Here is a 20,245-nt window from a genome sequence, read left to right as displayed (position 1 = left end):
TGGTTTTTAGTCTTTTTTGTTTAATGCTATAATTAAGGTGAAGTTCAAACTAGAGGTGAAAATGAAGTGTCAATACATGTAGTTTTATATCAACCACAGATTCCAGCAAATACAGGAAATATCGCAAGAACATGTGCAGGGACGGATACGTCTTTACATCTCATTCGCCCGCTCGGTTTCTCGACGGATGACAAACAGCTCAAACGGGCCGGGCTCGATTATTGGGAGAATGTAAAGATTCATTATTATGATTCGTTAGAGGAATTTTTTGAAAGGAATGCCGGCGGTGAATTTTATTATTTGACGAAATTCGGGGAGCAGCCGCATTCCAGCTTCGACTACAGTGACCAAGACAGTGAGATATACTTCATTTTTGGCCGTGAAACGACGGGTCTCCCGAAAGAGTTGATCCAAGAAAATATGGATCGGTGCCTGCGGATTCCAATGACGGATAAAGTACGTTCCCTTAATCTGTCGAACACGGCTGCCATCTTGGTTTATGAAGCACTGAGACAGCAAAATTACCGTGAATTGGATTTGAAAACAAAAGGTTGAGGTTCATCAATTCTATCATCGGGGGCATTTCAGCCCCGATGATGGATACTTTACTTTACATATTCTATAGGGGTGGGAGCATTGAATAACATTATTGAGAAGATTTTAGATCACCGTTCCATTCGTTCTTTTGAGGACAAGATACTGTCTGAGGAGCAAATCAATACGATTGTGGAATGTGCCCAAGCAGCATCGACTTCAAGTTATATTCAAGCGTATTCAATCATAGGGGTAACCGATCCGGAAAAGAAAGCCAAGCTTGCTGAAATTGCCGGACCACAGTCATATGTAGAGAAGAATGGACATCTATTCGTCTTTTGCGCCGATTTATATCGTCAGGATATGGTTTCCGAAATGGAAAACACGGATCTGTCCGAATCGATTGAAAGTACCGAGAAATTCATGGTTGCCTGTATTGATGCGGCCCTTGCGGCCCAAAATGCAGCATTGGCGGCAGAATCGATGGATCTTGGCATTTGCTATATAGGCGGGATCCGCAATAATCTCCCGGAAGTGTCAGCGATTTTGAATATACCGCATCGCGTTATACCATTATTCGCTCTAGTGGTCGGATATCCGAAAAACCGTTCGGATAAAAAGCCGCGTTTGCCGCTGTCCAATATCTATCATGAAAATGGATATCAGGAGGATAAGCAAGAGTTCATCGGACAACTTGAGGGGTATAATGAAACGATTTCCAGTTATTACAAGCTTCGGACTAAAGGTAAACGAAAAGACACCTGGACCGGGCAAATGGCTGGAATGCTTGGAAAGAAAAGCAGGCTGTACATGAAAGATTATGTTGAGAAGCAAGGATTAAAGAAACATTGATTAATGAAATGGCCTATTAGGAGTATTCTTGCCAAAGTCCTGAGTATGAGCCAAACAGTAAAGATCCCGGAAGTGCCCCCGGGGTCTTTTATTGTGTTCATTTGTCAGTCGGTAATACGGATTTGCCCCAAAAATCCTGTCAGGTTTTCTTCTTATATACCCATGAAATTACCATTGACAATATATTTAGATAGAATTATAGTAATTAAGTAGTGGATAATGATAATCATTTTCATTTGAGTTTTTACTTACCTATTTTTCAGTAAATGGAGGTTAAAAAATGGTTCGCCTATATACAGAGAATTTGAATATTGGTTATGGTGAACGTTTAATTGTAAAAGATCTCAGTGTGGAAATTCCAGATAAAAAAATTACAACGATCATCGGTTCAAATGGGTGTGGGAAATCGACACTTTTGAAAGCGATCACCAGAATCATTCCTAATCAATCAGGTACGGTTGTTTTAGATGGGGTGAATATCTCAAAAGAAAGCACTAAGATCCTTGCAAGAAAAATGGCCATACTTCCGCAGACACCCGAGAGTGCAAGCGGATTGACGGTTGGGGAGCTCGTATCATATGGGCGCTTTCCCTATCAAAAAGGTTTTGGGCGCCTGACCCAAAAAGACTATGATGTGATTGATTGGGCCCTTGAAGTGACCGGCACGAAAGACTTCAAGTTCCGTCCGGTGGATGCTCTATCAGGAGGTCAGCGCCAGCGTGTTTGGATTGCGATGGCCCTTGCCCAGGAAACGGAAATCATCTTCCTTGATGAGCCGACCACCTATTTGGATATGGCGCATCAACTGGAGGTCCTGGAATTATTACAGAGGCTGAATATAGAACAGGGACGCACAATTGTCATGGTTCTTCATGATTTGAACCAAGCTGCTCGCTTTGCCGACTATATCATTGCCTTAAAGGACGGGGAAATAGTCAAAGCCGGAGATTGTGAAGAAGTCATCACTCATGAAGTGCTTAAGGAAGTATTCCATATTGATGCGGTAATCGGACGAGATCAACGAACGAACAAACCAATGTGCAGTACATACAATTTACTAAAAGGAGATTTGACAACAAATGAAAAAGATAATGATCCCGTTTATACTGCTGTTAGTGTTAATTATTAGCGCTTGTGGTAACGAGTCAGCCGAAAAAGAAAAAAGCTCCGATTCCAAAAAGGAAAAATCAGGTACCATCACATATCAATCTGAAAATGGTCCTGTTGAAGTTCCGGCAGATCCTCAGCGTGTTTTAGTACTATCATCTTTCGCAGGTAACGTAATGGCTTTGGATGTTAACCTTGTAGGGGTTGATTCATGGTCTAAAATGAACCCGAATTTTAAAGAGTTAAAAGATGTTGAAGAAGTGACGGACGAAAACCTGGAAAAGATCATCGAGTTGAATCCGGATTTAATCATTGGTTTATCCACGATTAAAAATGTCGATAAATTAAAGGAAATTGCTCCAACCGTAACATATACATACGGAAAAGTGGACTATTTAACACAGCACGTAGAAATCGGTAAACTTTTGAATAAAGAAAAAGAAGCTCAAGCATGGGTGGATGATTTCAAAAAACGGGCAAAAACAACTGGTGATGAAATTAAAGCTAAAATTGGAGAAGATGCTACTGTTTCCGTTTTCGAAAAGTTTGACAAACAGTTCTATGTATACGGTGATAATTGGGGCCGTGGAACGGAAATCCTTTATCAAGAAATGAAATTGGGCATGCCTGAAAAGGTAAAAGAAGTGGCGTTGAAAGATGGTTACTTTGCCTTATCATTAGAAGTCCTGAAAGACTATGCCGGTGATTATGTGATTTTGAGCAATAACAAAGATCAGGACAATTCATTCCAACAAACTGACACGTTTAAAAACATACCTGCCGTTAAAAATAATAAACTATATGAAGCTGATGCAAAAAAATTCTACTTCAATGACCCAATAACATTAGATTACCAATTAGACTTCTTTTCCAAAAGTTTTCTTGGAAAATAATACTGCGAGGGAGAGGGATTCCAATTCCTCTCCTTTTATTCTATAAAAAAAGAGATGAGAGAGACAGATGACTAATGAAAATCAACGTTTCATCCCATTTATAAGTAAACTGATCATAGCGATCTTTGCCTTTATAGGCATGTTCATTATTTCAATGGCATTTGGTGCGGCTGATGTTACCGCTAAAGATGTCTGGCAAGCACTGACATCGAATGCTACCGGTGAAAAGATTTCAATCATTCGTGAAATCCGTTTCCCTCGTGAAGTGGGGGTAATCTTTGTTGGTGCAGCGCTTGCCGTTTCTGGTGCCATCATGCAGGGAATGACCAGGAATCCACTTGCCGATCCGGGGTTGCTTGGATTGACGGCAGGAGCCAATGCAGGTCTCGCCATTACTTTGGCATTTATTCCAAATGCTAATAATTTAGGGATCATGATTGCGTGTTTTATAGGTTCCGCTGTCGGGGCAACCATGGTTTTCGGAATCGGTGCGATGAAAAAGGGAGGATTTTCCCCTTTACGGATCGTATTGGCTGGTGCTGCAGTCTCTGCATTCCTATTTGCCGTTTCGGAAGGGGTCGGCATATATTTCAAGGTATCAAAAGATGTATCGATGTGGACAGCGGGCGGAAATATCGGAACTTCATGGGAGCAGCTTCGCGTAATCGCTCCGTTCATTTTAATAGGCATCCTAATCTCCCTTATCTTTTCCAGACAGCTCACCATACTTAGCTTAAGTGAAGAAGTGGCCGTAGGCTTAGGGCAAAAGACAACACAAATAAAGGCGGTTCTCTTCGTGGTCATCATTCTCCTGGCAGGGGCTGCTGTTGCACTTGTAGGAAATATGGTGTTCATCGGGTTAATGGTCCCGCATATCGTTCGGGCTATCGTGGGTACGGATTATCGATTCATCCTCCCAATGTCTGCGATTTTGGGAGCCACTTTCATGCTGCTAGCCGATACGATCGGCCGTACGATCAATTCTCCATATGAAACACCTGTGGTAGCGGTTGTTGCGATGATAGGTTTACCTTTCTTCCTCCTAATCGTGCGTAAAGGAGGTAAAGCATTTTCATGATCCAGTCAGCTTTAGTCAAAAAACAGCGTTGGATAATAGGTGCATTGACTGCACTCATCATCATTACGATCATTATTGGGACGTGTTCGGGATATTCCAATCTTTCTTTAGGGCGACTGTTTCCAACGCTCTTCGGGCATGGGACGTTTAAAGAGGAATTCATATTATTTTCCGTCCGCTTACCGCGAATCATCATCACCCTTTTAGCAGGCATGGCCCTTGCACTGTCGGGAGCCATTCTACAAGGGATCACACGTAATGATTTAGCCGATCCCGGAATCATCGGGATCAACTCAGGAGCAGGTGTTGCCATTGCCGCTTTCTTTCTGTTTTTCCCTCTTGACGCTGGTTCGTTTGTTTATATGGTTCCGCTTGTCGGTTTTATCGGAGCGTTACTGACGGCCTGTTTAATATATATCCTCTCATATAAGAGAAAGAGTGGCCTTGAACCCGTTCGGTTAGTGTTGATCGGCGTAGGTTTTTCAATGGCGCTTTCAGGCCTGATGATTGTCCTTATTTCGTCAGCGGAACGAGCGAAGGTCGATTTCATCGCAAAATGGTTGGCGGGAAATATATGGGGCACGGATTGGCCTTTCATTTGGGCAATCATTCCATGGTTAATCATCCTCATTCCATTCACTTTATATAAAGCAAATCGTTTGAATCTGCTTGGTTTAAGTGAACCGGTCGCAATTGGGGTCGGTGTATCGATTGAAAAGGAGCGGATCGTCCTGCTGATCACGGCTGTAGCACTGGCAGCCGCTGCCGTTTCTGTTACAGGCGGAATTGCCTTCATTGGACTTATGTCCCCGCATATAGCAAAATCCTTGGTAGGACCTCGAAATCAACTATTTATTCCGGTTGCCATTTTAATCGGTGGATGGCTATTGCTGCTTGCCGATACGATCGGCCGTAATATAATTGAACCAGAGGGGATTCCTGCAGGTATCATGGTTGCATTGATCGGTGCTCCTTATTTCATGTATTTATTGTTGAAAAAATAAGAACTTACTAAAATCCCCTGAAATCTTTCAGGGGATTTTATGCTTTTTGACTGACACTGTAGTTTATTGTTTCAATCATGGATTATCTATATCTAATTATTTCATCAGGATTCAATCGTTTCGCTTCGAAATAAAATACTTGAATAAACTTTTTTGTATTTACTCGGGTAGGAAGAACTATTGCTGTATCATTTTGCAGTTCTTTCATCTTTTGGCGAACGACTGTGAAATCAAAAAATTTGGAAGCGTAATTTTCAAACTTCGGATTTGAAAAATCCGTTAAACCGAGCGAAGCAAAATGATTCAGCGACTGGTTTATCGTTCTGCGTATTCGCTGTTCGGCAGCTTTTATTTCCCGATTGATATCAACCTGTACAGCTGCTGTACCGAGCTTTTTTTTGGTGATTTCTACAAAGATATCTTTAAGGGTCGGAAAATGCTGTTTAAAAGTAAAAGTCCGTTCATACATAAATAAATATTGAAGTATTTCCATTAAATCTTTTGCACCATTTTCTCCAACGATCCCTAATTCCGATAGTAGGAATTCGCCCACTTCTCTTATACTTTTCTCATTGAAATTATTTGATTTATCAATTTTTGGCTGTTCGAAATTCAATACACTATTTAAAGAGGCTTGGATATTAGTGATCGATCTTTCTAAATGGATACGTTCCATAACTTTTCGGATAACTGTTAATATCTCAATACGATTGATTGGTTTAGTAATATAATAATCGATTCCAAGCGAGTATGCCTCACCAATCAGCTCCTTTGATTCAACCTGTGAAATCATTATTATTTTTCCCTTAAATGTACTTTTTATATGACGAAGTGTCTCGATGCCATCCCGGATGGGCATTAATAAATCAATGAATAATATATCAATTTGCTTTAAATTCAAAATATGTCCTTCTAATAGACTGCCATCTTCGGCTTCCTCCACCACTTCTCCTAAATCTTCGCTCTCTATAATTTGGCTTAAGTTTGAACGTATAGCACAATCATCATCTGTTATAAAAAAACGCATGGAATCATCCTTTCTGGATCAACTTATCAATGGGTAATTTTATTGTAAAAACGGCTCCGTTAAAACTATTTTCAAATAGGATATCGCCTCCCAGTTCTTTTACGACCTCTTTTACATATGAGAGTCCAATCCCTGTTGAAGGTGTCCCGAACTGATCATATTTTGATGTGAATCCAGGTTTGAATATGACAGTCTGATATTTTTGAGGAATTCCAGGTCCAGTATCAGCCACTTTAAATTCTACATTGTCATGGAGTTCAACCAAACTTAAACTCACGATTCCCTTTTCATTAATTGCTTCCACTGCATTAGCGACTAAATTATTGAAAAGGGATAACACGGTATACACATGATAATGTGAATCGTTTTTTCCCTCTAATGAGTATTCAAATTGAATATCCTTTCCTAGTGATAAGGCATATTTTTCATTAATTCGGATAATTAAATGAAAAAGTTCAGCAGCATTCATATAATCTTTAAAACTTTCATTAGAGATCAATTTGGAGAGACCAGCAAAAATCCGTTGATTATCTTTCTTGACTTCATGCATTTCACCCGCGATGCGCAATGCTTTTTGACTATATGGCTCTGTAAGAACATGAAGCTGTTTTTCCCGTTTTTCTAGTGCTTTTAATTCGCGATACAAATCATACGATTTCTTTGTAATATTCTCTGCATTTTTTAATGTTTTTTTTAAATGAATCGTTTCCTCGTATAAATTGGAAATGAGCATCAGCATATGTTCATTTTGTTTTCTGATTTGCCTTTCCCTTGATTGTGCTTCATATAATTTCATCATATTAAAAAAGCTTAAAACGATAAAACTGTGGGCGAATGCAATCATGATCATCTCGTTTAGTGAACTTAACGTTATTGTTGTTTCTAATACAATATATTGAAAGACTAATTCTACAGAGTCGGATAATATTTCGATAATGAGACCAATAAATCCAATAATCAAAGAACGGTTTTGAAAGCGGTTGATTTTCACTAAATGAAAAAGAAAGGAATAGGTGAAATAAAAGAAAAAACTAGGATAATGAATTTCAAAAGCGGATGTCAAGGAAAAACTATCGTGCATGAAAAAATCTTTTAGAATTCGAAATGCCACAACCATTGCCCCTGTCAGGGTGCCCGAAAGAATGGCAGGTGTTTTCTGTAGTAATAGTAAAAAGAAGAAAAGTACAGGCGGACCAAAACTTACCCGAAACGTTTCATTTAAAGGATAAAAACTCAATTCGCCTGCTAATGGCACTGTTAACAACATCAAAGCAAGGATATTGACCTCTTTTTTCATTAACGTACTGAGATTCAAGTCGTCACCTCCCAATCTGTTTAAAAAATCAGTATACAGTTTCATGGGCTTCAATACAACGCTTACTTTGTTCCTGAATAGAACGGCTTATAACCAATTATGGCAAAACCAATCAGTTTTTCTATCCACAAAAATTGGTAACGGAACATGTAAGATGATCACGTTTTTTTAGAGGATTTTTTTTTAGATTTTGTAGGTTTTCGTATGATTATGTAGTTCCCAATTTAAAATTAACGGTAGATAGAAATTTTTGAAAGCGCTTAACAATTTTTAGAATATTCATTATTTTTTCATCGAATCTATTACATGTAAGCTTGATGGCATTCGGTAAAACGTTCATATAGAAAATATAATGATACAACAACTGAAGAGGTGGAAGAATGTGATTGAAGAATTATCGAAAGAGTATGACATTCACGTTAATAGTCAAAGAAAATCCGACTTAGATGAATGGGTAGCACATTACAGATCCTTTGCTAGTGAAGGACAAACCGCTAATTATATACCGGCATTGAGTAATGCACATTTATCGCAATTGGGCATTACCATACTGGAGCCGGGTGGAACAATGATCAAGTCAGGGGATTGGGAGGTCCCATTCACGCTGCAAAGTATTTCAAAAGTGCTCAGCTTTATAGCCGCATGTTTGGGTCGCGGCATTTCTTATGTGTTAGATAGGGTCGATGTGGAACCGACTGGGGATGCTTTCAATTCAATTATTCGTTTAGAAATGCATAAGCCGGGAAAGCCGTTTAATCCCATGATAAATGCTGGGGCGATTACCGTAGCTTCGCTTCTCCCAGGGGATTCTTCACAAAGGAAATTGGAATTTCTCTATGTGCTATTTGAAAATTTGTTAGGGAAGCGCCCGACCATCAATGAGGAAGTGTATCAATCCGAGTGGCAAACCTCTCATAGAAATAGAGCTTTAGCTCACTATTTAAAAGAGACGAATTATTTGGAATCGGAAGTAGAGGAAGCTTTAGAGGTTTACCTCATGCAATGTTCCATAGAAGTGACAACAGAAGACATAGCCCTGCTTGGACTGATTCTTGCTCAAGATGGTTACCATCCCGTTCGTAAAGAACAAGTAATCCCTAAAAAAGTGGCTAAGCTGGCCAAAGCATTAATGCTTACTTGCGGTATGTACAATGCTTCGGGGAAATTTGCGGCTTTTATTGGGGTGCCGGCCAAAAGTGGAGTATCTGGCGGGATTATGGCACTAGTTCCTCCAAGTGCCAGAAGCGGAATGCCTTTTCAAGATGGATGTGGCATTGGTATTTATGGACCAGCCATTGATGAATATGGGAATAGCGTAGCAGGTAGTTTGTTATTGAAGCAAATGGCACAAGAATGGGATTTAAGCATTTTCTGAAATGCAGAAAAATTTGGTTCCGGTGTAATTAATAGAAGCAATAAGGGGACATCCTTAAGATTTCCTCATCAATTTTCAAACTTTTACAAGAGGTGATGTAAATGCAGCAATTACTTTAAGATGTAATTGGACGCACTAGCACAAATCATTAATCCAGTTACTTTTAAACGTAAAGAATAATTTTGGAAAGCATGGTGAAAAATGTATGAATAATATGCAGCGAAAGATGGGAACATTTTCGTTAATGATGGTAGGACTCGGGTCAATTATTGGCTCAGGTTGGTTATTCGGAGCTTGGAGAGCGGCACAGATTGCAGGACCCGCTGCCATTATCTCTTGGATTATCGGGATGGTTGTTATTTTATTTATCGCACTATCTTACAGTGAATTAGGGTCTATGTTTCCTGAAGCTGGGGGAATGGTAAAATACACGCAGTACTCTCATGGTTCTTTTTTAGGGTTTATTGCAGGCTGGGCAAACTGGATTGCAATCGTTTCCGTAATTCCAGTTGAAGCGATTGCTTCTGTTCAATATATGAGCTCATGGCCATGGGAATGGGCACGGTGGACGCATGGTTTAGTAGAAAATGGAAGTCTTACTGGGGGAGGCTTGGCAATTGCCTCTGCATTACTGATCGTCTACTTTTTATTGAATTACTGGACAGTTAGTTTGTTTTCAAAAGCAAATTCATTTATTACAGTCTTTAAGGTTATAATACCTGGACTTACGATCGGCTCACTTTTATTTGCCGGGTTTCATGGTTCAAATTTTACCTCTGCAGGAAGTATCGCTCCTAATGGTTGGGCAAGTGTGCTTACTGCTGTAGCAACTTCTGGGATCATCTTTGCATTTAACGGTTTTCAAAGTCCGATTAACATGGCAGGCGAGGCAAAGAATCCCGGCCGTTCGATTCCATTTGCAGTAATTGGCTCCATCTTGATTGCAACGGTCATTTACGTTTTATTACAGGTTGCTTTTATTGGCGCTGTTGATCCATCCATGATTGTAAACGGATGGCAACATTTGAATTTCAATTCACCGTTTGCTGACTTAGCAATTGTTTTAGGCATAAACTGGTTGGTTATTTTACTATACGTAGATGCTTTTATTTCTCCTTCCGGGACGGGGATAACATACACGGCGACAACGTCACGAATGCTTTATGGAATGGAAAAGAATAAATATTTACCAAGCGTGTTTGGAAAACTGCATCCTCTTTATGGTATCCCGCGTCAAGCCATGTATTTTAATCTAGGCGTATCTTTCTTATTTTTATTCATGTTTAGAGGCTGGGGCGTATTGGCAGAGGTTATTTCAGTTGCGACTTTAGTCTCTTATATTACAGGTCCAGTTACTGTTATGACATTAAGACGCACAGGTCAGAACTTGTACAGACCATTACGTTTAAAAGGATTAAGCATCATTGCACCACTGGGCTTTGTTTTTGCTTCTTTGGTTCTATATTGGGCAAGATGGCCGCTGACAGGTCAAGTATTATTTATCATTATGGCTGGTCTTCCCGTTTATTTCTATTATCAATCAAAAATAAAATGGAAGGGATTCCGCCAAAACTTTTCAGCAGGGCTTTGGATGGTTGTTTACTTACTCTGTATGATGACCATTTCATACTTAGGCAGTGAAAAGTTTGGTGGACTAAACATAATTCCATTTGGTTTGGATATGGTCATCATTACATGTTTATCACTAATGTTTTATAGTTGGGCAATAAAGAGTGGGTTCCAAACGGAATATTTGGAACAAGGACAAAAAGTAAATGAAGACTTGAAGTCAATGGTGAACAACAATGCAGCTCAAACTGATAAAAAGAACGCTGTATAAATGATGAAGCCACTTCATTGAATGGCATGCTCGAAAGCGCTTCTTTATATTTATATTGATGAGGATACAAAAAAAGGGACGGCAAATTTGATTTGCTGTCCCTTTTTTTGGAGTTTTAGAAAAGGCTGTTATTTTTTTATTTCACACCTGGTTTATCTTCATATCCGGCAGTGAAGATAGCGGCTAAAAATGTAACAGCAACTCCAATGATAATAACTGTGCCCATGTTGTGACCTCCCTTTACCCATATTGTCCCACTTAAGTATAGGCTTAGTATACCCTAATTTTTAGCAGGAGTGCACACAAATTTTCTTGTCGGCATATTTGTCATCTATTCTTCAATGATGAAGCCTTTTTCGATACATGGAGAGTCAAGGGGGATTCGAAACAATGCCCGTCCACTTTTTAAAGTCTGACATGTTTGTCAGACTTGGAGCATAGATTTAAGTATTCTCTGAAAGTGACAGGGGGAGGTTCCTTAATGGATATTTTAAAGAAAATCGAAAAATTTAGAGAAGATGAACAGAAGCTGAAGTGGGAAGGCACCTTCGCAGAGTACTTAGAAATATTGAAAGAAACGCCTTTAGTTGCTCAATCTGCTCATTCACGTGTATACAACATGATCAGAGATGCAGGGATAGAGGAAGTAAATGGGACAAAGAAATACAATTTTTTCAGCGGTCAGTTATTTGGCCTTGAAGATTCACTGGAAAGGCTCATCGAGGAATATTTTCATCCGGCGGCAAAGCGGCTGGATGTCCGTAAGCGGATATTGCTTCTCATGGGTCCGGTGTCAGGCGGGAAGTCTACACTCGTTTCTTTACTGAAGCGTGGACTTGAAAATTATTCGTTAAAAGACTCTGGTGCGATTTATGCAATAAAAGGATGCCCGATGCATGAAGATCCACTGCATCTCATTCCGCAGTATTTACGGGATGATTTTTTTGAAGAATATGGCATCCGGATTGAAGGAAACCTATCGCCGCTTAATGTAATGAGGTTAGAACAGGAGTATGGAAACAGGATTGAAGATGTGATGGTCGAACGTATTTTCCTTTCTGAGGATAAACGTGTTGGAATTGGAACATTCAGTCCTTCTGACCCTAAGTCACAGGATATTGCTGATTTGACGGGCAGCATCGATTTTTCGACCATTGCCGAATATGGATCCGAATCAGATCCGCGTGCCTATCGCTTTGATGGCGAGCTGAACAAGGCGAACCGCGGGATGATGGAGTTCCAGGAGATGCTGAAATGTGATGAGAAATTCTTATGGCATTTGCTATCATTGACACAAGAGGGGAATTTTAAAGCAGGCCGTTTTGCATTGATCAGTGCAGATGAACTCATTGTGGCTCATACGAATGAAACGGAGTATAAAGCATTCATTTCCAACAAGAAAAATGAAGCATTGCATTCCCGGATCATTGTCATGCCTATTCCATATAATCTGAAGGTTACCGAGGAAGAGAAGATTTATGAGAAAATGATCCGTGAAAGTGATGTCTCGGATGTTCATATAGCTCCGCATACATTAAGGGTGGCCGCAATCTTCAGCATCATGACCCGCCTGAAAGATCCCAAAAAGGGCGATATCGATTTAGTGAAAAAGATGAGGCTTTATGATGGGGAAAATGTCGAAGGGTTTAATTCCGCAGACATCAATGAATTGAAAAAAGAATATCAGGATGAAGGCATGAGCGGAATCGACCCGCGTTACGTGATTAACCGGATTTCCTCTACGATCATTCGTAAGGAAAATCCGTCCATTAATGCATTGGATGTACTTATGTCATTAAAAGCAGGTCTTGACCAGCATCCCTCCATTACAAACGAACTTCGGGAGCGGTATTTGAATTTCATTTCACTGGCACGTAAAGAATACGATGCCATTGCAAAAAATGAAGTACAAAAGGCTTTTGTTTATTCATATGAAGAGTCGGCGAAGATCCTCATGGATAATTATCTGGATAATGTCGAAGCATACTGCAATAAATCAAGGCTGCGCGATCCATTGACTGGGGAAGAAATCAACCCGGATGAAAAATTGATGCGCTCGATAGAAGAGCAAATTGGAATTTCCGAGAATGCCAAAAAAGCATTCCGCGAAGAAATATTGATTCGCATTTCAGCATATGCTCGTAAAGGGAAGCGATTTGATTATAATTCCCATGATCGTTTACGGGAAGCAATCCAGAAAAAACTATTCGCTGATTTGAAGGATGTCGTTAAGATCACTACTTCAACGAAGACACCAGACGAAAGGCAACTGAAGAAAGTGAACGAGGTCATCACGAGACTTATCGACGAGCACGGATATAATTCTACTTCAGCCAATGATTTGCTGCGCTATGTGGGCAGCTTGTTAAATCGGTAATCCATACTTTTTTGCCCCTGCCCCCGATCGGGCAGGGGTTTATAACTTTTTGCGGAAGGTTGAATGAAAAGTGGCCTTCCATTGAAATCATGCATCTTTTGTAGGTGTTAAACGATGATCATCATGGGATATGAATCAACAAAGCACCGGGCACTTCTGAATGGAGGGAGCCCGGTGCCTTTGATTTCTATTTAGTTACATTCAAGCCATACTGTTCAATAAGTGTAATAAGTTGATTCGGTGATAGTTTTTCTTCACTATGATCGATTTTAATTTCCCCATCATCGACGTCGATGATTGCACGTTCCACACCTTCCGTTTTCAAAAGTATGGACTCCAAATTTAAAATAGGGCCTTCTGACGTTGCTTCCTTTACATAAAGGGTAGTTGTTTGCATAAATCTTGCACCTCCTTACATTTGCTCATAATGTTTTATCTATACCCCATATTTCCATTAGATATGTTACGTTTCGGATTTGGAAATATTGGGTATCAATAAGTAGAGGTGATGGCAATGAGCAAAGAGGAATTGAAAAAAGAACATGTACCGGAAAATAGCTCCATGGCTAAGGATTATGAAGAGATGAAAGAACTTGGAAAGCAGATGGAAAATCAAAGGACGAATGAAGAATTGAAAGAGTGGGATAAACGCCCAGGTACAGTTCAACATGAAATAGAGGAAGAGAAAGATTGACGAATATCACAACCAGAATCATTCTATCTGTGTAAAAAGGGTGTCCAGAAAAACTGCTGGGGCACCTTTTTTGTTGTGTTTCATTGCTTCTTTTATATGTCTGGAAGTCTTTTGCAGCTCAATTACTTCTAGCTAAGTTCAGAAAGATATTTAGATTGATCCTATAATCGAATGAATGATGAAACCTGCTAAAAAAAACGAACAGACCTGAAAATCATCAAGTCTGTCCGTATCTTGAAATGCTTATTTAGAAAATAACCTTAAAGGGCCTTTAACGCCCATGTCAGGACTTGTCTAGTTCATAGGCAAACATCCATTATTGAATTTTGTTGTAAATTATCCTGCATCGCTGCATAAGATAGAGTAATACTTTTAATCCGTTTTTTCGCACTGTATTTTTCATTGGAAAACCGGAATGATGTGGGCATCCCCACACTAACTTATTATATGAAGGAATGATGAAAAGCGTGCAAACATTTTTAAGGGGGGAAGAGAATGTCGGAAGAGAGTAATCAACAGTATGTAATCTCACAGGAAAATTGGTCCCTCCATCGGAAAGGCTATGATGATCAACAACGTCATCAGGAAAAGGTGCAGGAAGCGATCAAGAATAATTTGCCTGATCTAATTTCAGAAGAAAGCATCGTAATGTCCAATGGCCGGGACGTCATCAAGATCCCCATTCGCTCCTTGGATGAATACAAAATTCGTTATAACTATGATAAAAACAAACATGTAGGGCAAGGCGATGGAGACAGTAAAGTGGGGGATGTAGTCGCAAGGGATGGCTCACCGTCCGATGCCGGAGCCGGTAAGGGCCAAGGTGCAGGTGACAAGGCCGGCGAGGATTATTATGAAGCTGAAGTGTCGATGATGGAATTGGAGGAAGCCCTGTTCAGTCAATTGGAACTCCCTAATCTTCAGAAGAAAGAACACGCGGAGCACACTCTTGAACATATTGAATTCAACGACATCCGCAAGACAGGCCTAATGGGAAATATCGATAAAAAGAAAACGATGATATCCGCTTTCAAACGGAACGCCTTAAGGGGGGACCCAGGATTTCATCCTATTTATAAGGAAGACTTTAAATTCAAAACCTGGAATGAGATTCAGAAACCTGATTCCAAAGCAGTTGTACTGGCAATGATGGATACTTCCGGAAGTATGGGGTTATGGGAAAAATATATGGCTCGAAGCTTTTTCTTTTGGATGAACCGTTTCTTGCGGACAAAATATGAAACGGTGGAAATCGAGTTCATTGCCCATCATACAGAAGCGAAAGTTGTTCCGGAAGAGGATTTCTTTTCAAAAGGGGAAAGCGGCGGTACGATTTGTTCGTCCGTATACCGAAAAGCATTAGAACTTATTGATCATAAATATGACCCCGCGAAGTTTAATATCTATCCGTTTCACTTTTCCGATGGTGATAACCTAACATCCGATAACGTCCGATGCGTTAAGCTTGTTGAAGAACTCATGAAGGTTTCCAATATGTTCGGATACGGGGAAGTCAATCAATACAATCGTCATTCGACATTGATGACAGCGTATAAGAACATTGATAATGAAAAATTCAGGTACTATATCCTTAAGCAAAAGGCTGACGTTTTCCATGCAATGAAGAGCTTTTTTAAAGACGAGGAAAGTAAGAAGTATGCATGAAGAAGGAAACGTGGAAAGTGGAATTTTAAAATCAAAATAATTGTAGGGAAAAAAGGCGTGCAATTCACATTGTACGTCTTTTTTCAAGTCTTCTTTCTTTGCAGTGTCAGGGTAACTGATAACATACATAAAGTCAATTCCATATGAAAAGGCCGTTGCTCAATAGAAGCAGAGGCCTTTTCATATCCACTATATTTATATCATGCGTTTGAAGTTTATAATCTACAAGTTCACAATATTTATAAGCAGAACAGAATCAAAAGAAAGAAAAAAGAACAACCATCCCCTAATATGGAAGTATGGTTGTTTTACAAAATTTCATGACTGGCTTATTGAGTAGTTACATATTCATTATTTCCTGCACGCATTCCAACAATGAATATAAGTGCCGATATTGCGGCCAACATCAATAAGGGAACAGTCCAGCTGTGTGTAATGTCATGAAGCAATCCGAATAATACCGGTCCAATGGCAGCTAAGAGGTACCCGAATGATTGTGCCATTCCTGATAATTCCGTCGCCTCATGGGTGCTTTGTGTTCGCAGACTAAAGAACATCATGGATAAACTGAATATGGTTCCGACTCCAATCCCGATCAATATCATGCATATTGGGATGAAGAGAGTGCTTCCGTATAATATGCCGAATATCCCTGCTATAAGGAAGATGACAGGCGGGAACACTAACAGACGCTGACTTTGTAAGCGTCCAGCTAAAATTGGCACAAGGAATGTTATCGGAATGACTGCAAGCTGCATGATGGATAGCATCCAGCCAGCTTCATCAGCATTCAGGCCTTTTTGCTCCAGGATTTCCGGCATCCAGGTAATTACTGTATAGAAAATAAACGATTGCAAACCCATGAAGAATGTTATCTGCCAGGCTAAACCAGAACGCCATAAGTTAATCTTTTTATCCTTTTGTGCCGTTTGTCCATCCTTACCTGACTTGAATGGCCGCCTTAATTGCGGCATCCATAAGAAAACTGTAATAAGTGATAAAATTCCCCAACATCCAAGGGCACCAGCCCATCCCAATCCCGATGAAGAAGCTAGGGGAATGCTGATTCCGGAACCTATTGCGCCACATAAATTCATGGAAACAGCATAGGTTCCTGTCATCAAACCGATGTTCCTGGCAAAGTTATGTTTAATCAGACTGGGTAGCAATACATTGCCTATTGCAATGGCTAACCCGATTAAAATGGTCCCTATGAACAATGTCGGCACTCCGCCAACTGAGCGTAACCCAATCCCGATCGTTAATAATACCAAGGAAAGGAAAAGTGTAAGCTCCATTCCAAAACGCCGTGCTATCCTAGGTGCAAACGGTGATAATAAAGCGAAGGAAAGCAAAGGCAATGTCGTTAATGAACCTGATAATGTATTGGAAATCCCCAAGCTATCACGGATCGAAGTGACAAGGGGTCCAACCGATGTTAAGGGAGCCCTCAGATTTGCCCCAAGAAGAATGATTCCGATGATAAGCAGTCCTACTCTGGGTTTAATATCCGCTTTTCTTTGTTCTAGTTGATTTGCCGCTTGATGAATGCCCATAATCTCCTCCTTACTTACTCTAAAGATTTTTTGAATTGTGCAATGTATTCATTCACTGTTTCGATTGCCTGGTTCACATCTTGTTCGATGATGGCATCTACAAGTTTGCAATGAATGTTCAAATGAAAGTTCACATCGGAACTCATCTCCACTATCTGATGGATGGATTCATGCAGGGATTGTTCCATATGTTCGTACAAATCAATCAATAAATCATTATGTGATGAAACCATAATCGATTTATGTAATTGTATATCCGCTTCTTCGTAAGCCTTGATATCCTTTGCTTCGGCAGCTTTACTGCATGCAGAAATATGAAACCGCAATCGTTCTATATCTTTTTGATTACGTCTTAATGCCGCTAACTGAGCTCCCTCTCTTTCAAGGGCATGACGAACCTCTAACGTTTCTAATAAACTCGACTGCTGGATCCTTCTTTCAAAAGCAGCCCCCAAGGCACTTGATGACCTTACGAATGTCCCCCTTCCTTGTTTCGTTACTAAAAGGCCTGCATAAACAAGTGATCGTACAGCTTCTCTTAATGTATTTCTGCTTACATCGAACTGTTGGATCAAATCCATTTCAGGGGGAATTTGATTTCCAACTTTCCATTCACCTGATTCGATTAACGATTCGATTTGGGAAACCACTTGCTCTACAAGTGATAAGCGATTTGTTTTAGATATGGTCAAGATATACACCTCGAATTTGTAGGATGATTGGTTCATTGGTTATTTTAACATATGTAAGTTGAAAATGGGGCATACGGAGAATTTGAAATCCAAATTTATTTCCCCAGGCACTCGCTTTCATCATTTCTTGAGGGAATCACCTAGTATTTTATATAGAATGAAACCCTCTCTTGATTGAAGAAATTTGCGGCACTCCTGCCGAATAACTGGCTAGTCGAGACCCTACAGCCGCTTGCTTTGATGAGGTTTGGCAGGCAGTCGGCGGAAAGGGAGCGGATTTCTGAAATCAATTGAAATTTTTTTCTGAAGAATAGTTCAAACTGTACTAGCACTAAAAAGACTGTAGGCAAACTCTGCTTTCATGGAGAGTTTGTCTACAGTCTGAGGGGGTATAGTATTTCTATTTTTTTTGTTTGACAATAAAAGAGAGAAGGATGAATATCACTAACGTGACAAGACATACTGTGGTCCCGATGATGTTTTGCTTATTAAATATAAATGCCAAAAAGATAATGCTTAATGCCATGATCGCCAATATAGTTGTATATGGGAACCATTTTACCCGGAAACCTGTTTTGCCAGTGTATTGGTTATGCAGCTTCAATTGCGCGGAACAAATACTGATCCATAATAATAAAACCGTGAATCCTGGGATGGCCATAAGGTAGCTTAAAATCAGGTCGGGATACAAATAGGATAAAAACACACCTGCCAATATACATAATGTAGTTAAAAATATACCATTAAGCGGGATACCCTTTTTCGTTGTTTTTAAAAATGCCTTAGGCGCTTCTCCGTTCTGGGAAAGAGTGAACAGTGTCCTTGAGGTAGCGTATATACCTGAATTTGCAGCTGATAAGACAGCGGTTAAAAGAACGAAATTCATGATATCGGCGGCTCCGGGAAGGCCCGATAAGCTGAAAACCTGAACGAAAGGACTTACTTCAGTGCTTACTTGGTTCCAAGGTATTACCCCGCAAATAATAAGTATCGGCAAGACATAGAAAAGAATCACCCGCCATACTGTTCCTTTAATGATTTTTGGTATGACTCGCTGACTATCTTTTGTTTCCGTGACGGCTACACCAATTAATTCCGCACCACCATATGAAAACATTACCACTAAAAGTGCACTTAACATTCCGTCAATTCCTTGGGGGAAAAAACCACCATGTTCCGTGTAATTAGAAAATGAAGCCGAACTAGGAAAAAGTCCTAGCATGATCAAAGCTCCTAAAATAATAAAGGCAATTAAGGTTATTATTTTAATTCCTGCGAACCAAAATTCGAGTTCTCCATAGTATTTTACTTGAAACAAATTAATTCCTATTATTACTGAAGCGCAAAGTATACTTAACAGCCATAATGGTACTGTAGGAAACCAATATTGTAGAAAACTGCCGGCTGCGACTATTTCTACAATGATTACGATAATCCAATTGAACCAATAAAGCCATCCGACAATGAAGGAGAGCTGAAACCCAAAAGCTTTATTAATGAGATGTTGTACGTTCATATTAGGAAAAGCGGTTGCCATCTCCCCTAATGCGGCCATTACAATAAATAACAATAGCCCCCCTATTAAATAGGCTATTACAACACTTGGACCTGCCATATTTAATGTATCGGAACTCCCCTTAAAAATACCGGTTCCTATCATTCCGGCTAAAGCAATGAACTGGACATGCCTCGGCAATAGGCCCTTTTTTAGATCTTGATGAGTCTTCTCCATTGTATTCATGCCTTTCATTCATTATTTTAATAAAATAGTCTATCAATAAAACTAAAAAGTTCTTCTATTATTGAACGCTTTCATGCACTAAAGTACTATATTAATATATCATGAATCGGAAAAATGTCAATTTAGGCCGATGAACTGAAATAGATTTCTAATCAGCGAAGATGGTTATCTAAAAATATTGGATTTTATGAAATGAATCAAAGAAAAAAACTGCTAGATGATTTTTTATGGATGGTATCGATTTAATTTAACCAATCGCACTAGGCAATTCTTCATTCTTTAAAATACATATTGAAAAGAGAGAAATATAATTCTGTTTAATTGCATTATTACTGGCATTTGTTTGATAGTGAATAAGATGATGTAATCAGTTCAAGTCCTTCGATAAAAATGAAAAAGGAAATGTTTCATATATGCCGGGTTGTGATGGCGGTTTTTGAATTGGCGGACGTTTCGTCTTCATAGCAATTTGTTTATCTATTAGTGAACTTGGAG

General features: G+C 39.6%; 17 protein-coding genes. 11 read left to right on the top strand and 6 right to left on the bottom strand.

Annotated elements, in window-relative coordinates; translation table 11 throughout:
- The first annotated feature begins 66 nt into the window (after nucleotides 1-66).
- The 6 genes from trmL to ACIQYG_RS08345 all read left to right on the top strand — a co-directional run bounded on the left by trmL (nucleotide 67) and on the right by ACIQYG_RS08345 (nucleotide 5,468).
- Complete coding sequence (gene trmL / locus ACIQYG_RS08370; protein ID WP_283901001.1) at nucleotides 67-555, top strand: tRNA (uridine(34)/cytosine(34)/5-carboxymethylaminomethyluridine(34)-2'-O)-methyltransferase TrmL; 489 nt, start codon at nucleotides 67-69, stop codon at nucleotides 553-555.
- An 81-nt stretch (nucleotides 556-636) separates the two neighbouring features.
- Nucleotides 637-1,386 carry an oxygen-insensitive NADPH nitroreductase gene (nfsA, locus tag ACIQYG_RS08365; protein WP_402836982.1) on the top strand — a complete coding sequence of 250 codons (750 nt, stop codon included), beginning with the start codon at nucleotides 637-639 and terminating at the stop codon, nucleotides 1,384-1,386.
- Nucleotides 1,387-1,666: 280 nt separating this feature from the next.
- Entirely contained in the window at nucleotides 1,667-2,515 is an 849-nt protein-coding gene (locus tag ACIQYG_RS08360) for an ABC transporter ATP-binding protein (protein WP_402836980.1), read from the top strand.
- On the top strand, nucleotides 2,466-3,386 hold the full coding sequence (locus ACIQYG_RS08355) for an iron-hydroxamate ABC transporter substrate-binding protein (protein ID WP_402836978.1): 921 nt from the start codon (nucleotides 2,466-2,468) through the stop codon (nucleotides 3,384-3,386). The genes ACIQYG_RS08360 and ACIQYG_RS08355 overlap by 50 nt, the downstream gene beginning before the upstream one ends.
- 67 nt (nucleotides 3,387-3,453) lie before the next feature.
- Nucleotides 3,454-4,464 carry a FecCD family ABC transporter permease gene (locus ACIQYG_RS08350; RefSeq protein ID WP_402836976.1) on the top strand — a complete coding sequence of 337 codons (1,011 nt, stop codon included), beginning with the start codon at nucleotides 3,454-3,456 and terminating at the stop codon, nucleotides 4,462-4,464.
- Nucleotides 4,461-5,468, top strand: a complete 1,008-nt coding sequence (locus ACIQYG_RS08345; protein WP_402836974.1) for a FecCD family ABC transporter permease — start codon at nucleotides 4,461-4,463, stop codon at nucleotides 5,466-5,468. The genes ACIQYG_RS08350 and ACIQYG_RS08345 overlap by 4 nt, the downstream gene beginning before the upstream one ends.
- Nucleotides 5,469-5,550: 82 nt before the next feature.
- Here the strand turns inward: ACIQYG_RS08345 and ACIQYG_RS08340 are convergent, their stop codons facing one another.
- Together ACIQYG_RS08340 and ACIQYG_RS08335 are read right to left on the bottom strand one after the other, a co-directional pair.
- On the bottom strand, nucleotides 5,551-6,495 hold the full coding sequence (locus ACIQYG_RS08340; protein ID WP_402836972.1) for a response regulator: 945 nt from the start codon (nucleotides 6,493-6,495) through the stop codon (nucleotides 5,551-5,553).
- A gap of 4 nt (nucleotides 6,496-6,499) precedes the next feature.
- Complete coding sequence (locus tag ACIQYG_RS08335) at nucleotides 6,500-7,855, bottom strand: ATP-binding protein (protein ID WP_402837185.1); 1,356 nt, start codon at nucleotides 7,853-7,855, stop codon at nucleotides 6,500-6,502.
- A 340-nt stretch (nucleotides 7,856-8,195) separates the two neighbouring features.
- Between ACIQYG_RS08335 and ACIQYG_RS08330 the strand changes: the two genes are divergently transcribed.
- From ACIQYG_RS08330 to ACIQYG_RS08320, 3 genes are all read left to right on the top strand, one after another.
- Nucleotides 8,196-9,185: a glutaminase gene (locus ACIQYG_RS08330; protein WP_402837183.1), complete on the top strand. Its 990-nt coding sequence runs from the start codon at nucleotides 8,196-8,198 to the stop codon at nucleotides 9,183-9,185.
- Nucleotides 9,186-9,390: 205 nt separating this feature from the next.
- Nucleotides 9,391-11,025: a glutamate/serine transporter AimA gene (locus tag ACIQYG_RS08325; RefSeq protein WP_402836970.1), complete on the top strand. Its 1,635-nt coding sequence runs from the start codon at nucleotides 9,391-9,393 to the stop codon at nucleotides 11,023-11,025.
- A 481-nt stretch (nucleotides 11,026-11,506) separates the two neighbouring features.
- Complete coding sequence (locus ACIQYG_RS08320) at nucleotides 11,507-13,402, top strand: PrkA family serine protein kinase (protein WP_053533904.1); 1,896 nt, start codon at nucleotides 11,507-11,509, stop codon at nucleotides 13,400-13,402.
- Between the two features lie 187 nt (nucleotides 13,403-13,589).
- Here ACIQYG_RS08320 and ACIQYG_RS08315 read toward each other — a convergent pair whose 3' ends face one another.
- Nucleotides 13,590-13,799 (bottom strand): metal ABC transporter ATPase, encoded by a 210-nt coding sequence (locus ACIQYG_RS08315; RefSeq protein WP_034315156.1) that lies wholly within the window; start codon nucleotides 13,797-13,799, stop codon nucleotides 13,590-13,592.
- Between the two features lie 117 nt (nucleotides 13,800-13,916).
- On the opposite strand from ACIQYG_RS08315, the gene ACIQYG_RS08310 reads away from it, so the two are divergent.
- Both ACIQYG_RS08310 and yhbH read left to right on the top strand, forming a co-directional pair.
- Entirely contained in the window at nucleotides 13,917-14,096 is a 180-nt protein-coding gene (locus ACIQYG_RS08310) for a hypothetical protein (protein ID WP_034315155.1), read from the top strand.
- A gap of 495 nt (nucleotides 14,097-14,591) precedes the next feature.
- Nucleotides 14,592-15,761, top strand: a complete 1,170-nt coding sequence (gene yhbH / locus ACIQYG_RS08305; protein ID WP_101223356.1) for a sporulation protein YhbH — start codon at nucleotides 14,592-14,594, stop codon at nucleotides 15,759-15,761.
- A gap of 329 nt (nucleotides 15,762-16,090) precedes the next feature.
- On the opposite strand, the gene ACIQYG_RS08300 is transcribed toward yhbH, so the two are convergent.
- From ACIQYG_RS08300 to ACIQYG_RS08290, 3 genes are all read right to left on the bottom strand, one after another.
- A complete protein-coding gene (locus ACIQYG_RS08300) occupies nucleotides 16,091-17,317 on the bottom strand; it encodes a CynX/NimT family MFS transporter (protein ID WP_402836966.1) in 1,227 nt (408 codons plus the stop codon).
- Between the two features lie 14 nt (nucleotides 17,318-17,331).
- Entirely contained in the window at nucleotides 17,332-18,009 is a 678-nt protein-coding gene (locus tag ACIQYG_RS08295; protein WP_402836964.1) for a FadR/GntR family transcriptional regulator, read from the bottom strand.
- Nucleotides 18,010-18,409: 400 nt separating this feature from the next.
- The gene (locus ACIQYG_RS08290; RefSeq protein ID WP_402836962.1) at nucleotides 18,410-19,741 is read right to left on the bottom strand and encodes an amino acid permease; all 1,332 of its coding nucleotides are present in this window, start codon (nucleotides 19,739-19,741) and stop codon (nucleotides 18,410-18,412) included.
- Nucleotides 19,742-20,245 lie beyond the last annotated feature (504 nt).

The sequence above is a fragment of the Peribacillus sp. NPDC096622 genome (assembly GCF_044762665.1).
Classification (GTDB): domain Bacteria; phylum Bacillota; class Bacilli; order Bacillales; family DSM-1321; genus Peribacillus; species Peribacillus frigoritolerans_B.
The sequence above is the reverse complement of the archived record's forward strand: the minus strand, read 5'-3'. Positions and strand labels throughout refer to the sequence as shown.